This is a genomic window from Ideonella azotifigens (assembly GCF_021043325.1).
Taxonomy (GTDB): domain Bacteria; phylum Pseudomonadota; class Gammaproteobacteria; order Burkholderiales; family Burkholderiaceae_C; genus Ideonella; species Ideonella azotifigens.
In genome coordinates, this window is sequence record NZ_JAJNKD010000001.1 from 211117 (window position 1) to 224717 (window position 13601).

The window sequence follows — 13601 nt, forward strand, 5'->3', positions numbered from 1 at the left end:
TCTAGCCGCCTCACTCGAGCGTGATCTTCGCGTCACTGACGATCTTCGCGGTACGCGCGATCTCGGCGCGGATGAACTCGGCGTACTCGGCCGATGTCCCGGGACGGACGTCTGCGCCCAGGCGTGCGAACTGCTCCTTGACGTTCGACTGGGACAGCACCTTGTCCAGCGCCGTGTTCAGGTGCCTGGCCAGTTCGGGCGCGGCCTTGCCGGGCAGCACCAGGCCGAGCGTGGTGGATGCATCGAACTTCGGTACACCGGCTTCGGCCAATGTCGGCACGTCGGGCAGCAGCGCCGAGCGCTTGGCGGTCGTGACGGCCAGCGGCCGCAGCCGGCCGCCCTGGACCAGCGGCAGCACCGACGACAGCTGGTCGAAGTGGATGTCGACGTGGCCGCCCGCCAGGTCGGTGTTGGCTGGGGCACTGCCCTTGTAGGGCACGTGGATGAACCGGGTGCCGGTCGCGTCCTGGAACAGCTCGCCGACGATGTGGTTGCCGCTGCCGCTGCCGGCCGAGGCCATCGTCATCTCGCCCTTGCGGCTGCGTGCCAGCGCGAGCAGTTCCTGTACCGACCTGACTGGCGAGGAAGGGCCGACGACCAGCACCATCGGCACGCTGGCGATCAGGCCGACCGGCGTGAAGTCCTTGATCGAGTCGTAGGGCAGCTTCGGGTAGAGCGAAGGCGCGGCCAGGTGGTTCACCGGCGAGGCGATGCCGAGCGTGTAGCCGTCCGGCGTCGCCTTCGCGACGTAGTCCAGACCGAGCGTCCCGCTCGCGCCCGGCTTGTTCTCGACGATCACCGGCTGACCCAGTTCCTTGGCCAGCTCAGGCGCGATGACGCGGGCGCTCAGGTCCACGTTGCCGCCGGGCGGGAAGGGCACGACGAGCTTGATCGGCCGGTTCGGGTAGACACCCTGGGCGTGCAGGGCGAGCGGCAGGGCCGCGAGCGTGAGCGCGAGGACGGCGCCCCGGCGGGTGGTGTTCAGCATGGACGGGTCACTCTGCCTTGAGGTTGAGGTCGTGCGCGATGCGCGTGTTGCTGTCGATCTCGCGGGCGATCTGCGCCGCGAAGGCATCGCCGCAGACGTTGGCGGGCTCCAATCCTGCGCCGGCGAGACGCTCGCGCAAGGCGGCCGAGCGTGAAAACTCGGTGGCTTCCCGGGTCAACACCTGGATGGCACCCGCCGGCGTGCCGGCGGGTGCCAGCAGCCCGTACCAGGTGTCGATCGAATAGCCCTTGACACCGGCTTCCTCGAACGTGGGCACATCAGGCAGCAGGGCCGACCGCTGGCGCGCTGCGACGGCCAGTGCCTTCAGCTTGCCCGATTTGAGGTGCGGCAGCACGGAGCCGACGGTGGCGAACGACAGGTCCACCTGCCCGCCGAGCAGGTCGGTGACGGCAGGTGCGGCGCCCTTGTAGGGCACGTGCACCATGTGCACGCCCGCGAGCCTTTGGAACTGCTCGGTCGCGAGGTGCGGCGAACTGCCCTGGCCCGGCGTCGCATAGGTGAGCGAGTCGGGCTTGGCCTTCGCGCGGCCGATGAACTCGGCCAGGTTCTTGACGGGCAACGATGGCCCGACGACGAGCACGGTCGCGCTGCTGGCCAAGGTGCACACGGGGATGAAGGACTTGGCCGCGTCGAACTTGATGCGGCCTGCATAGAGCGCCGGGATCATCGTGTGGTTGGTCGCGGCCGCCAGCAAGGTCAGCCCGTCGGGCTTGGACAGCGAAACAGCCTCCGCCGCGAGCACGGCATTGGCGCCGGGCTTGTTCTCGATGATGATCGGTTGGCCGAGCGGCTTGGCCGCGTGGTCGCCGAAGGCCCGGGCGACGATGTCGGAAGGCCCGCCGGCGGCAAAGCCCACGACGAGGTGAACCGGCTGGGCCGGATAGGGAACGGTCTGCGCGCTGGCGGCCGTCGCCAGCAGCGTGCATGTGGACAGCCAGATGCGGTGCATCGCTTGTTCTCCTCGGTGACTCAGGTCCGCGCGCGGTGGATCGGCAGACCGGGCTGGTCCAGCACCGCGCGCAGCACCGTGCCGGTGACGGACTCGGTGCAGTAGAGGGTCTTGCGCTGCGGGCCGCCGAATGCGAGGTTGGTGAGCGACATGCCCGCGCAACTGCGCAGCACGACCTCGGGCTCGGCGCGGTGGTTCAGCACCCAGGCATGGCCCAGGCCCGGGTTGGCAACGATCACCCGGCCTGTCTCGTCGACGGCCAGCCCGTCGGGGCCGCTGGGGCCGTACGAAGTGAAGAACGCGCTGACCTTGGAGACGCTGCCGTCTTCCAGCAGCGGCACGCGCCAGACCTGGTTGCCGCGGGTCACGGCCAGGTACAGCACGCGCTCGTCGGGCGACAGCGCCACGCCGTTCGGGCTGGGCACGTTGGCCAGCAGCAAGTCCAGCTGACCGTCCGGCCGCAGGCGGTACAAACGGCCGCTGGGATCATGCAGGCCGGTCTGGCCCTGGTCGGTGAAATACAGGTTGCCGCGGCTGTCGAACACCAGGTCGTTGACACCCTTGAAGCGCTCGCTGTTGCGGCGATCGAGGAAGGGGCGCACGGCGCCGCTGCCCACGTCCACCGCCATCAGGCCATTGCGGTAGTCGGTGACCAGCAACTCGCGCTCGTTCAGGAACTTCGCGCCGTTCGGCTCGCCATCCCATTCGGCCACCTGCTCCCACTCGCCCTGTGCGTCGATGCGGAAGATGCGCCCGAACGGGATGTCGGTCACGTAGAGCTTGCCGGCGCCATCGAAGACCGGTCCTTCCAGGAAGGAGTCGGTCGGCTGCCCGCCACGGTTCGCGTCGGCCCAGTTCGAGCGCGCGCCGGTGCGGCGAAAGCGCGCGGGCAGGCGCGTGAACACCTCGGTGTCACGCACCTGCGGGGCCTGCAGCAGCGCGATCATTCCTTCTTGATCCCGGCGGCCTTGACCGTGTCCGCCCAGCGCGTGCGTTCGGCCGCCAGGAACTTGCGGAAATCTTCCGGCGACGAGGCCACGATGCGCGACCCCAAGGCATCGAAGCGCTCCTTGACCTCGGGCAGCGCCATGACGTCGCGGATCGCCGCATGCAGCGTGTTGACCGTCTCGGCCGGCGTGCCGGCGGGCACGAACATGCCATTCCACTCGTACACCTCGTAGCCCTTGACAGCACTCTCGCCGATGGTCGGCACGTCGGGGTAGCCGGCATTGCGTGTGCCCGCGGTGGTCGCCAGCGCCTTCACCATGCCGCTCTTCACGTGCGCGGTCAGGGCCGGCACGTTGCCGAAGCCCATGTCGATCTCGCCGGACAGGATCGCCTGGATGAATGGGCCGCCGCTCTTGTACGGCACGTGCATCAGCTGGATGCCTGCCTTCTGCGCGAACAGTTCGGCGCCCATGAATTGCACCGTGCCCTGCCCGCCCGAGCCGAAGGTCAGCTTGCCGGGCGACTGCTTCGCGGCCTTGATGAGATCGGCCAGCGTGTTGTAGGGCGAACTCTTAGGCACGGCCACGAGCATCGGCGTCACGGCCACAAGCGTCAGCGGTTGCAGGTCCTTGTCGGGGTCGAAGGGCAGCTTCTGCAGTTGCGGGTTGATCGATAGCGGCGTCGCGTCGTAGAGCACCGTGTAGCCATCGGCAGGCGCGCGCGCCACCTCGCCTTCGCCGATCACGCCGCTGGCGCCGGCCTTGTTGAGCACCACGACGGTGGTCTTCAGCCGCGGTCCCAGGTGCTGGGCCAGCACCCGTGCGAGTGCGTCCGCGGTGCCGCCCGGCGCATAGGGCACGACCAGGCTGATCGGTTTGTCGGGCCAGGCCGCGAAGGCCGGCGCGAGGCTGCAGGCGGTGGCCAGCGCCACCAGGACGCGGTGAATGGATCGGCGTTTCATCGGTGTTGTCTCCGTCATGGGTATGGGGTTCACACTGGGCGTCAGACCGTCGCGATCGGCGTGACCGGCGAGCCCACCGCACCCGGCAGGCGCAGCGGCGGTGCGGTCAGCAGGAAGCGCGAGCGGCCCTGCTCGCGCAGCCAGGCTGCCAGCTCGGTGAGGTACCAGAGCTCACCGAGGTGAATGCCGTTCTTGAACAGGCAGTGCTCGTGCAGCGGCAACCTCGGCTGGCGCAACGGCTGTGGGCGCTGCAGCTTGGGCACCACGAGTTCGACGGCGGGGTTGTCGGCAATCAGGCAGGCCAGGCGCACGTCGACGATCCAGTTCAGCAGCCGGTCGTCCCAGCCATCGAGGCCGCAGCCGGTGGCATGCAGGGTCTCCAGGTCGGGGCGGCGGTTCATCGCCAGCAGCGTGTCGGCGAAGCCGGTGTGCACGCACAGCATGTCGCCGGTTTCCACCTCGACGCCGTCGGCTTCGAGGATGCGCATCAGCGTGTCGTAGCCGACGGCCTGGCGCTTGCGGCCGAGGTGATGGGCCAGGTCGACCAGCACGCCCCGCCCCTGCACGCCGTGCTCGGCCAGGCGTTCGATGCCGAGCGCGCCGGCCACGGGCTGCGGGTAGCGCGCGTGCGGTTCGCGGGCCTGCTCGTCCACAGAGGCTGGGCGGATCTCCTCGCCGGCACGGAAGCCGTTGTAGAAGACTGCCTCGGCGACGCCGTCGCCATCGGCGTCGAAGCGGCTGCCGACGTGCGCGAGGCTGTCCCACTGGGTCGAATACTGCAGGCTCATCAGCACCAGGTCGTCGTTGACGACGTCGGTAAGGTCAGGGTCCTCGCTCGCGTAGGACCAGCAGAAGCCCTGCTGGCCAGCGCTCTTGCCGTCGCGCGTGACGGCATAGCGTTGCGGCGCGATGCGGCGCGGGTTCATCGCCTGGCCGCCGGGCACGTCCAGCGGCAGGCTGAGGCAGAAGCTGCGCCCGAGCTTCACCTCGGCGACACCCTGCAGCACCTTCTCGGGCGTCACGAGGTTCATGCGGCCGCGCTGGTCGTCGGGGCCGAACTCGCCCCAGTGGCTGCCTGCAGGCGCGTGGACCCAGCGGCGGATCATCGGTGTCTCACCCGTGCAGGACGGCGAGCGCGTTCTGCGCGGCGCCCACACCCATCTTCACGTAGGCATCGTCCGTCACGCCGCCGATGTGCGGGCTCAGCGTGATGCGGGCCTCGCCGTGGAAAGGATGCGGCGCGGTCATCGGCTCGATGGCGAAACTGTCGAGTCCGGCGCTGGCGACCTGCCCGCTGCGGATGGCCTGCAGCAGCGCCGCCTCGTCGATCAGACCGCCACGCGCTGTGTTGACGACGATCACGCCCTTCCTGCACGCGGCCAGCGTCTGCGCATTGAGCAGCTTGGCGTTGTCGGCCGTCAGCGGGCAGTGCAGCGAGATCGCGTCCGACTCGCGCCAGATCGTCTCGAGTTCCGCGCGAACCACGTAGGTTGGCAGATCCTTCGCGTACGGATCAAAGCCGAGCACGCGCATGCCCATGGCGTCGGCCATGCGCGCAAAGCGCAGGCCGATGGCGCCCAGGCCGATGAGGCCCACCGTGCGGCCTTCCAGCTCCACGCTCTTGTGCGTGGCCTTGTCCCAGTGGCCCGCATGCATGCGCTGGTCGAGCGCAACCACGGATTTGGCGCAGGCCAGCAGCAGCGCCATCGCGTGTTCGGCCACGGCCGCTGCATTCGCGCCCGCCGCGGCCACCACCTGGATCCCACGCGCAGCGGCAGTCGCCTTGTCGATGGTGTCGGTGCCGCTGCCGTGCTTGGAGACGACCTTCAGGCTGGGCGCAGCAGCCATCGCGGCCGCCCCGACCTTGCCGTAGCGCACGATGATCGCGACCGGGTCGTGCTGCTGGCACAGCGCCACGATGTCGTCCTCGGTTGGCGCCTTGCCGGCGTAGACGACCTCATAGGCGCCCAGCAGCGCGAGCGCCTCGGCGGCCAGGTCCGCGCCAGTGACGAGGAAGACGGGCTTCTCCGCGCTCACAGCGTTTCGCCCTCCTGGATGGCACCGGCCGCGCGCAGCGCGCTGTCCAGCCAGCCGGGCCGCAGTGACTTGCGGCTCCTGATGTCGGCAATGCGCTTGGTCTCCGCGGCGACCTTCTCGGCCGCCAGAGGCAGCATGGCCGCGGCCTTCTCGCGCTCGATGACCGTCACGCCATCGGCATCGCCGACGACGAGATCGCCGGGCCGGACCGTCACGCCGCCGATCGAGATCGGGTGGTTGAGCCGGCCCGCGATGTTCTTGGTCGGGCCGTTGGGGTTCAGACCCGCGGCGAACATGGGAAAGCCCAGTTCGCGGATGGCTTCGCAATCCCGCACCGCGCCATCGATCACGACGCCCACGACGCCCAGTGCCACGGCCTGCTGGCTCATGATCTCGCCCATCAGCGCGCTGCTGAGGTCGCCCTTGCCGTCGACCACGATCACGTCGCCCGGCTTGGCCACCGCCAGCGCGGCGTGGATCATCAGGTTGTCGCCCGGGCGCACCTCCACCGTCAGCGCGGGCCCCGCAAAGCGCATGGAGGGCGACAGCGGCGCGATGCGGCCGTGGAGCGCGCCCCGACGCCCAGCCACGTCGGCCAGTATGGACGAGGGGAACTGGGCGGCCTGTTCGACCACGCCGGTGTCGACGCGGTCGAAATCGCGGATCAGGTCGGGAAAAGCAGCAGCTTGACTCATGCGAATCTCCTTGAAAAATTGGGAGGGGCCGCGGCCGGGGCGACCCAGGTGGGCCGGTCAGTCGACCTTGGCGCCGGATTCCTTGACGACCTTGCCCCAGCGAGGGATCTCTTCCTTGATCAGGGCCGCGAACTGCTCGGGCGTGCCGCCCGCGGGGTCGGCGCCTTCATCCCCCAGCCGCTTGGCGAGCTCGGGCTGCTTGAGCGCCTTGTTGAACTCGGCATTGAGCTTGGCGATCACGTCCTTGGGCGTGCCGGCGGGCGCCAGCAGGCCGAACCAGGTCACGGCGTCGAATCCCTGGTAGCCGGACTCGTTGATCGTCGGCACGTCGGGCAGGTCGTCCACACGCTTGGCCGAGGTGACCGCCAGCGCGCGCACCTTGCCCTGCTTGATGTGGCCCAGCATCGTGGGCACTGAGGACATGTAGAGGTCCACGGTGCCGCTGATCACATCGGTCATGGCCTGCGAAGCGCCCTTGTAGGGCACATGCTGGGTCTTCACGCCTGCTGCCTTCTGGAACAGCTCGCTGGTCAGGTGCGCAACGGTGCCGTTGCCGGGCGATGCAAAGTTCACCTGGCCCGGCTTGGCCTTCGCGGCATTCACCGCATCGGCCAGCGTCTTGTAGGGCGTGGACATGCCCGTGACCAGCACCAGCGGTGCATTGGCCAGCAGCACGATGGGTGTCAGGTCCTTCTGCGGGTCGTAGGGCAGCCTGGCATAAAGCGTGGGGTTGATGGCCAGGTTGCTCGACTGGCCCAGCACCAGGGTGTAGCCATCCGCCGGCGACTTTGCCGCCGAATCGACGCCCAGGTTGCCGCCCGCGCCCGGCTTGTTGTCGATCACGAAAATCCAGCCTGTTGCCTTGGCGACGCGCTGACTGGTCTCGCGGGCGATGATGTCCGTGCCGCCACCGGGCGGGAACGGCACGACGATGCGGATGGGCTTGGTGGGCCAAGCTTGGGCGAGGGCTGCGCCGCTGAAGGCTGCCGCGGCGAGCGCCAGCACGAGGTGTCGGGTGGTATTCATCTGTCTCCGTTCTGGCCTTGGTGCCTCGGTCAAGTGCGGGCACTGGGTCTGGCGGCGAGTATTGGTTGGCGATGGCGTACAGTCCAATCGATAGTTTCTTGCGACCCATAGATGGCGCTTTTGCGATGGACCTGCGGGATCTGCGTTACTTCGAGACCATTGCCGAGCTGCAGCACCTCGGACGTGCCTCGGCCCGGCTGCACCGGACCCAGCCGGCGTTGACCAGCAGCATCAGGCGGCTGGAAGCCGGCTGCGGGACCGCGCTGTTCGAGAAGGCCGGCCGCGGCATCCGGCTCACCGAAGCCGGCAAGGTGCTGTTGAAATGGGCGCAGCGCATGCGCTTCGACGTGGAGGACGCGAAGCGCGAACTGCAGTCCCTGGGCGCTGGCCTCACCGGCCATGTGCGCATCGGCATCGTGCCCACCGCAGCCCAGTTCCTGCTGCCCGCGGTGGCGAGGCAGCTTCTGCAGGAAGCGCCCGAGGTGACCCTCAGGACCGTGGTCGGACTGATTGACACCTTGCGCCCGCAACTGCGGGCAGGGGAGCTGGACCTGATGGTCGGAACCGAAAGCGCCGACGAAGCCGGTTGGGTATCCAAGACGCTGGCCGAGGACATGATCGTCGTTGCGGCCCACACCCGACACCCGGTCTTCCGGTCCCGCCTGACGCTGGCAGACCTGACCGCCCACGCCTGGGCGCTGCAGCCCCCCGGCGCGCCGACACGCGACTGGCTCGATCACACCTTCGACCGCCAAAGCCTGCCCCGCCCGCGGGTGCAGGTCGAGACCACGATGCTGCTGATGCTGCCCACGCTCATCGTGCAGACCGGCCTGCTGAGCTTCATATCCCGCCACCACCTGGAAGGCCGGGGCCGCATTGCGGGGCTGAAGGAAGTGCCCGTCAAGGGCGCGGCCATGCGGCGCCGGCTGGTCGTCACCTACCGGGCCAACGGCTTCCTGTCGCCGGCGGCACGCAGGCTGATCGAGTTGTTCGAACAGTCCAACGAGTGAGGTGTGCCGGGCTGTCAAGTTGACCGGTCGGGGCGCTCGCCTGAGGGCGCCCTCGTATCCCATCGACGAACGACGGGAAGCCAGCGGAGTCTTTGAGCGCAGGCTCAGGCTGCTCGCCAGGCGTTCTGCCAAGCCTTGAATGCCGATGGCCGGATGGCGTAACGGGCGAAGTTGCCTTCGTGCAGGCTGGCCAGTTCGATTTCGACCACCTGGTTGAACATGGCCTGGTCCTCGGGCGCGACATGCGCGGCGGACCAGCCGGCAATGCGCGCTGCCGCTTCCGTCTTGCGCACGCCCGAGCGCACCAGCTCGCCCACCAGTTCGCGCAAGGCCAGGCGGTGCCGCATGCGAAACGGGTCTGGCTCGACCAGGGACTGGCGCACTGCGGCGTAGCGCGCGGCCGAGCGCTCGCAGGCCCAGATGAACACCTCTTTCAACAGCGCGGTGCTGTTCTGCTCGTACACGCTCAGCGTGGCCTCGGTGTAGAGCTCGCGGGGCAGGTCGGTGAAGGCCAGGGGTGCGAGGTTGGCGTGGATCAACGGGATGTTGGCCGCGAGGCGCGAGACGCGTTTGTTCACGTCGTCGAACGGCTGCAGGTAGGGCAACTGCACCATCACGAAGAGCGCCTGTTCGTACGGGTCCGCAATCGCGGCGGCGGTGGCCAGGATCTGGTCGAAACATTCTTCGATCAGGAACGGCACTTCCAGTGGATGGAAGGTCGAGCCTTCGATGCCGACCGCGATGTAGCGCAGCCGGCCGGCGGCCAGCGGGTCGGCCAGCAGGTTGTTGGCCAGCATCGCGTGCAGGTTGAGCAGCGTGTAGCGGTTGAAGCCGATGTCCTCGGACTGGCCGACCAGGAATTCGATCGCGTCCTTGTGGTTCAGGATCATTTGCGCTTCGAGCTGGCCGCGGCCAGGCGCCTCTTCGCCCAGCTCGATCAGCCGGCGTGTGTCCAGCAGCGAGTAGGTGTTGCCTTCGAGCCGGCTGGAGTTCCATGCCAGGTCGATCAGCAGGCGGTTCAGGATCTGCCGCGCGTAGGTGCCCGCTGGCTGCGGCGCAATGCCGGGCTGGCCGACCTGGCGCAGGTGCGCGCGTTCGCTGGCCGTCAGGTAGAAGCTTTGGCCCGGCCGGTAGCTTTCCAGGAACTCGCGCCGGTAGCCCACCGGCTGGCGCCGCTGCAGCGGCTGTCGCACCTGGTCGCGCACGGCCTGGGCGGCTGCGGACAAGGGCAGCTCGACTGTGGCTGGCGGCGCGGGCTCTGCGGCGAGATGTGCCGGTACCTGGACGGGCGACGTGGGCTGCGCGTAGGGCGCCGAGGCGGCTGGCGGCGGGATGAGTGCCGGCAAGCGGTAACGGGCCCAGCGGCCTTCGCCTTGCCGCAGCAGCCGGCCCTGGTCCACCAGCAGGCGCAGCCGGTATTGCAGCGTGCGCAGCGGCGGCGGGGATGCCAGGGATTGCAGGATCTGCTGCGCCGAGCAGGCCTCAGCCTGGCCGCCCAGCGCGGCCACGATGGCGGTGAGATCGTCTTCCGGTAGCGGCCTGGCCACGGCGGTCTTCTTGCATGCGCAACAATTCGACCAGTATGCGCAATAAATAGGCCATGCGCAACATTTGTTGCGCGTAGAGACGGCTCAGAACATCTCGGCCGAGCTGCCCTGGTCGCGGTCGTAGTGGCCGGCTTCGGCATGGCCGGTGTTGGTGTCGGCCTGGGTTTCGAAGCAGAAGAAGCGGTCGCGGCCCAGGGACTTGGCGGTATAGAGCGCAGCATCGGCGCGCGACAGCAGCGACTCGATGGTGGTCGAGCCATCGGGCACGCAGGTGCTGATGCCGCCCGAGACGGTGACGCAGCGCTTGCCTTCCGCCGGGTGCGGCAATGCCAGCTGGCGCATGGTTTTTTGCAGGCCCTTGGCGAACAGCATGGCGCCGGAGTGCGAGGTGCCGGGCAGCAGGATGACGAATTCCTCGCCACCGAAGCGGGCGGCCAGGTCGCGCGGGCGGCGGCAGGTTTCGCCCAGCAGCTGGCCAATGCGGCGCAGGCACTGGTCGCCCTGCAGGTGGCCGGCGGTGTCGTTGTAGAGCTTGAAGTTGTCGACGTCGACCAGCATCAGCGTCAGCGGCTGCTTGTCGCGCCGCGCGGCGCGCAGTTCCTCGTCCAGCCGCACGTCCAGACCGCGGCGGTTGGTCAGTCCCGTCAGCGGGTCGCGCACCGAGAGGGCCTGCAGGCTGGCATTGCTGGCCTTCAACTGATCGGTCAGCTGCACCAGCTGGCGTTGCTGGCTGCACAGGCGCTGCATCGCGCGCAGCTTGGCATGCAGCACCACGGGAGAGACGGGTTTGAACAGGTAGTCGTCCCCACCGGCCTCGATGCCGGTGGCCAGGTCGCCGTCGCCCACCAGGCCGGACAGGAAGATGATGGGCGTCCAGCCTTCGGGTTCGGTCTCGCGCATCTTGCGTGCCGCCCAGTGGCCGTTGTGCTCCGGCATTTCCACGTCCAGCAGCACGGCGTCTGGCCGGCACTGCACGAACAGCCGCACGGCGGACTCGGCGTTGTCGGTTTCCAGCACCTGGTGGCCTCGGGCTTGCAGCTCGGCCGACAGCACCATGCGGTGCGACTGCTGGTCATCGACCAGCAGGATCTTCAGAGCAGCCTCCGTGTTTGCAGCCATCGCGTACCACCTTCGCGGGGGGAGTCCCGCATGGACCACTTTTATCGGACGATGGCGGCGGAAATTGAGGTCCCTGAGTGCAAACCCGCTGCTGCAGGTTCAGGCGTAAGGCGTGCCCGCCATGGCAGCTTTCAGTGCCATGCTGCCCTTGTCCACCAGCGCGAGAAAGACGGCTTTTGCTGCCTCCGCATCTTGCTTCTGGTCAAAGGTCCGGTGCGCCTGGAGGAAGGCCACGCTCCAGGTGGCCAGCAACAGGCCGGCTGCCAGATGGGCGTCGGGATCGGAGGCTTCGCGCCCCGCGCATTCGGCCAGCGCCAGCGTGACGAGCTGCGCCAGTTCGTCGCGTATCGCCCTGGCCCTGGCCTTGAGGGTTTCGCTGTCCGCAATCGTCTGCACGAAGCCCTGGCTCAAGGCCGAGAACTCGACGTATGGACGCTGCTCGGCCACCAGCCGGTGCGCGAGCAGGCGCAGCGTTTCGATGGGCGTGACGCGGGCATCGCGCTGGCGCAAGGCGTTGCGCAAGACTTCGCGGCCTTCCTCGTCGCGGTCAAAAAACATGTCCTCCTTGCGGGGGAAATGATTGAACACCGTCATGCGGCCAACGTCTGCGGCAGCCGCGATCTCGTCCACCGTCACCTGATCGAAACCGCGTTCGAGGAAGAGGCGCGTGGCGGCGTCCGAAATGCTTTGCCTTGTGACGAGGCGCTTGCGGGACCGGCGGTCGGGTGAGGTTGACATCGAGATATTGTACTGAGTACATTTAATGTACTCAGTACATGTTTAGGTGGAGTCCATGAGTGAGCAGGTGGATGTGGTGGTCGTGGGCGCGGGACCGGTCGGGCTGCTGACCGCCATCGAGCTGACGCTGGGTGGCGTTCGCGTCCTGGTGCTGGAGCGCCTGGCCGCACCCAGCCGTGTTGCCAAGGCCTTGGGCATTGGGCCGCTGGCCGTTGAGGCCTTGCAGCGCCGCGGCATGGCCGGGGCCATCGCCGCCGCAGAGGCATGCACCCTGGCCTTGATGAACCGGCCCGCCGCGAGTGCGCCAGGCCCGCGCTACACCGGTCATTTCGCCGGGCTCTCGCTGATCCGTGCGGACGCGCAGAAAGCGCCTGATCGGCGCGGCCGCCCGGTGGATCAGCCGGCCGTGGAATCCATGCTGGGCGAGCTCGCGCTGTCCCTGGGGATCGAGCTGCGCCGCGAGTGCGACGTCACCGGCTTTGTGCAGCAGGCGGGTGGGGTTGACGTGGCCTGGTCATCCCCGGCGGGCGACGGCCATGTCCGCTGCGCCTGGCTGGTGGGTTGCGATGGCGGCCGCAGCCGCGTGCGCAAGATGGCCGGCTTCGCCTTTCCCGGCACGCCGCCTACGCTGACGATGTACCAGGCCGTGCTCGATGTCGACCTGCCCGAACGTCTGGCGCCCAGCGGCTGGCGCCGCACCGAGGTGGGCGTGTTCTCTTACGGCTTCCTGCCGCGCCGCCTGGTCATGCTGGACTTCAGCGGCCCGCCGGCGGACCGGGACGCGCCTGTCGCCGCGGCGGAGATCGAAGCCGTGCTGCGCCGCATCAGCGGCGCGGACGTCCGCGTGGCGGCACTGGAAAGCGCCAGCAAGTGGACCGACAACACGCGGCTTGCCGACAGCTATCGCCGAGGCCGGGTGCTGCTGGCCGGGGACGCGGCGCATGTGCACACGCCGTTTGGCGGCCAGGGCATGAGCCTGGGGCTGGTGGACGCGGCCAACCTGGGCTGGAAGCTCGCCGCGGTGGTGCGCGGCGAAATGCCCGACAGCCTGCTCGATACCTACACCGCGGAGCGGCGTCCCGTCGCCGAAGCGGTGCTGGCGAACACGCTGGCCCAGGCGGCCATCATGCGGCCCGATCCCCAGGCCGGCGCGATGCGGGAACTCGTGGCCAAGCTGCTGCAGTTCGACGACGTCAACCGGCTCATCGGCGAGATGACCAGCGGCCTGTCCACGCGCTACGAGCTGGGGTCCGCGCGGGACGAAGTCGGCCGGCTGGCGGCGGACAGGGAGATCCGCCACGGCAACGACAGGCGCTCGCTGTACGCGTGCATGCAAGACGGCAGGGCTGTTCTGCTGGATGCCTCGACAGATGGCAAGGCCTCCCGGCTGGTGACAGCGAGCACGCAAGGCATCCGCTGCGTCAGCGTCGACGCGGGCCCGTCCATGTTGATCCGGCCCGATGCCTGCGTCGCCTGGGTGGGCGAAGGCAGCGGCACGGCAGGCTTGATTGAAGCGCTCCGGCGCTGGTTCGTGCCTGCGCTGGCGGAGGTGTCCGTCTGAG

At 68.6% G+C, this 13601-nt stretch carries 13 protein-coding genes; 2 read left to right on the top strand and 11 right to left on the bottom strand.

Going from position 1 to position 13601, the window contains the following annotated elements; all coding sequences use genetic code 11:
• Positions 1-10 precede the first annotated feature (10 nt).
• From LRH25_RS00870 to LRH25_RS00905, 8 genes are read right to left on the bottom strand one after another with little or no spacing between them, the layout of a single operon-like run.
• Complete coding sequence (locus LRH25_RS00870; RefSeq protein ID WP_231010032.1) at positions 11-988, bottom strand: Bug family tripartite tricarboxylate transporter substrate binding protein; 978 nt, start codon at positions 986-988, stop codon at positions 11-13.
• A gap of 7 nt (positions 989-995) precedes the next feature.
• A complete protein-coding gene (locus LRH25_RS00875) occupies positions 996-1958 on the bottom strand; it encodes a Bug family tripartite tricarboxylate transporter substrate binding protein (RefSeq protein ID WP_141286841.1) in 963 nt (320 codons plus the stop codon).
• 20 nt (positions 1959-1978) lie between these two features.
• Positions 1979-2902, bottom strand: coding sequence for an SMP-30/gluconolactonase/LRE family protein (locus tag LRH25_RS00880; RefSeq protein ID WP_141286846.1), 924 nt, complete (start codon positions 2900-2902; stop codon positions 1979-1981).
• A complete protein-coding gene (locus LRH25_RS00885; protein WP_141286840.1) occupies positions 2902-3867 on the bottom strand; it encodes a Bug family tripartite tricarboxylate transporter substrate binding protein in 966 nt (321 codons plus the stop codon). Before LRH25_RS00885 ends, LRH25_RS00880 begins: the two co-directional genes overlap by 1 nt.
• Positions 3868-3908: 41 nt before the next feature.
• The gene (locus LRH25_RS00890) at positions 3909-4973 is read right to left on the bottom strand and encodes a cyclase family protein (protein ID WP_141286839.1); all 1065 of its coding nucleotides are present in this window, start codon (positions 4971-4973) and stop codon (positions 3909-3911) included.
• A 7-nt stretch (positions 4974-4980) separates the two neighbouring features.
• The gene (locus LRH25_RS00895; RefSeq protein ID WP_141286838.1) at positions 4981-5904 is read right to left on the bottom strand and encodes an NAD(P)-dependent oxidoreductase; all 924 of its coding nucleotides are present in this window, start codon (positions 5902-5904) and stop codon (positions 4981-4983) included.
• Positions 5901-6599 carry an RraA family protein gene (locus LRH25_RS00900; protein WP_141286837.1) on the bottom strand — a complete coding sequence of 233 codons (699 nt, stop codon included), beginning with the start codon at positions 6597-6599 and terminating at the stop codon, positions 5901-5903. The genes LRH25_RS00895 and LRH25_RS00900 overlap by 4 nt, the downstream gene beginning before the upstream one ends.
• A 57-nt stretch (positions 6600-6656) precedes the next feature.
• Positions 6657-7625 carry a Bug family tripartite tricarboxylate transporter substrate binding protein gene (locus LRH25_RS00905; protein ID WP_141286836.1) on the bottom strand — a complete coding sequence of 323 codons (969 nt, stop codon included), beginning with the start codon at positions 7623-7625 and terminating at the stop codon, positions 6657-6659.
• A 125-nt stretch (positions 7626-7750) separates the two neighbouring features.
• On the opposite strand from LRH25_RS00905, the gene LRH25_RS00910 reads away from it, so the two are divergent.
• Positions 7751-8635, top strand: a complete 885-nt coding sequence (locus LRH25_RS00910) for a LysR family transcriptional regulator (RefSeq protein WP_141286835.1) — start codon at positions 7751-7753, stop codon at positions 8633-8635.
• A gap of 104 nt (positions 8636-8739) precedes the next feature.
• Here the strand turns inward: LRH25_RS00910 and LRH25_RS32935 are convergent, their stop codons facing one another.
• The 3 genes from LRH25_RS32935 to LRH25_RS00925 all read right to left on the bottom strand — a co-directional run bounded on the left by LRH25_RS32935 (position 8740) and on the right by LRH25_RS00925 (position 12039).
• Positions 8740-10182 (bottom strand): Fic family protein, encoded by a 1443-nt coding sequence (locus LRH25_RS32935; protein WP_231010033.1) that lies wholly within the window; start codon positions 10180-10182, stop codon positions 8740-8742.
• Between the two features lie 84 nt (positions 10183-10266).
• Positions 10267-11301, bottom strand: coding sequence for a GGDEF domain-containing response regulator (locus LRH25_RS00920; protein ID WP_141290835.1), 1035 nt, complete (start codon positions 11299-11301; stop codon positions 10267-10269).
• Positions 11302-11400: 99 nt separating this feature from the next.
• Positions 11401-12039 (bottom strand): TetR/AcrR family transcriptional regulator, encoded by a 639-nt coding sequence (locus LRH25_RS00925; RefSeq protein WP_141290833.1) that lies wholly within the window; start codon positions 12037-12039, stop codon positions 11401-11403.
• Between the two features lie 55 nt (positions 12040-12094).
• Between LRH25_RS00925 and LRH25_RS00930 the strand changes: the two genes are divergently transcribed.
• Positions 12095-13600 (top strand): FAD-dependent monooxygenase, encoded by a 1506-nt coding sequence (locus LRH25_RS00930; RefSeq protein WP_231010034.1) that lies wholly within the window; start codon positions 12095-12097, stop codon positions 13598-13600.
• The last annotated feature ends 1 nt before the right edge of the window (position 13601 follow it).

Coding starts and splice junctions, on each gene's coding strand:
- LRH25_RS00870 (WP_231010032.1), bottom strand. CDS start 988: ATGCTGAACACCACCCGCCGGGGCGCCGTCCTCGCGCTCACGCTCGCG.
- LRH25_RS00875 (WP_141286841.1), bottom strand. CDS start 1,958: ATGCACCGCATCTGGCTGTCCACATGCACGCTGCTGGCGACGGCCGCC.
- LRH25_RS00885 (WP_141286840.1), bottom strand. CDS start 3,867: ATGAAACGCCGATCCATTCACCGCGTCCTGGTGGCGCTGGCCACCGCC.
- LRH25_RS00890 (WP_141286839.1), bottom strand. CDS start 4,973: ATGATCCGCCGCTGGGTCCACGCGCCTGCAGGCAGCCACTGGGGCGAG.
- LRH25_RS00900 (WP_141286837.1), bottom strand. CDS start 6,599: ATGAGTCAAGCTGCTGCTTTTCCCGACCTGATCCGCGATTTCGACCGC.
- LRH25_RS00905 (WP_141286836.1), bottom strand. CDS start 7,625: ATGAATACCACCCGACACCTCGTGCTGGCGCTCGCCGCGGCAGCCTTC.
- LRH25_RS00910 (WP_141286835.1), top strand. CDS start 7,751: ATGGACCTGCGGGATCTGCGTTACTTCGAGACCATTGCCGAGCTGCAG.
- LRH25_RS00920 (WP_141290835.1), bottom strand. CDS start 11,301: ATGGCTGCAAACACGGAGGCTGCTCTGAAGATCCTGCTGGTCGATGAC.
- LRH25_RS00925 (WP_141290833.1), bottom strand. CDS start 12,039: ATGTCAACCTCACCCGACCGCCGGTCCCGCAAGCGCCTCGTCACAAGG.
- LRH25_RS00930 (WP_231010034.1), top strand. CDS start 12,095: ATGAGTGAGCAGGTGGATGTGGTGGTCGTGGGCGCGGGACCGGTCGGG.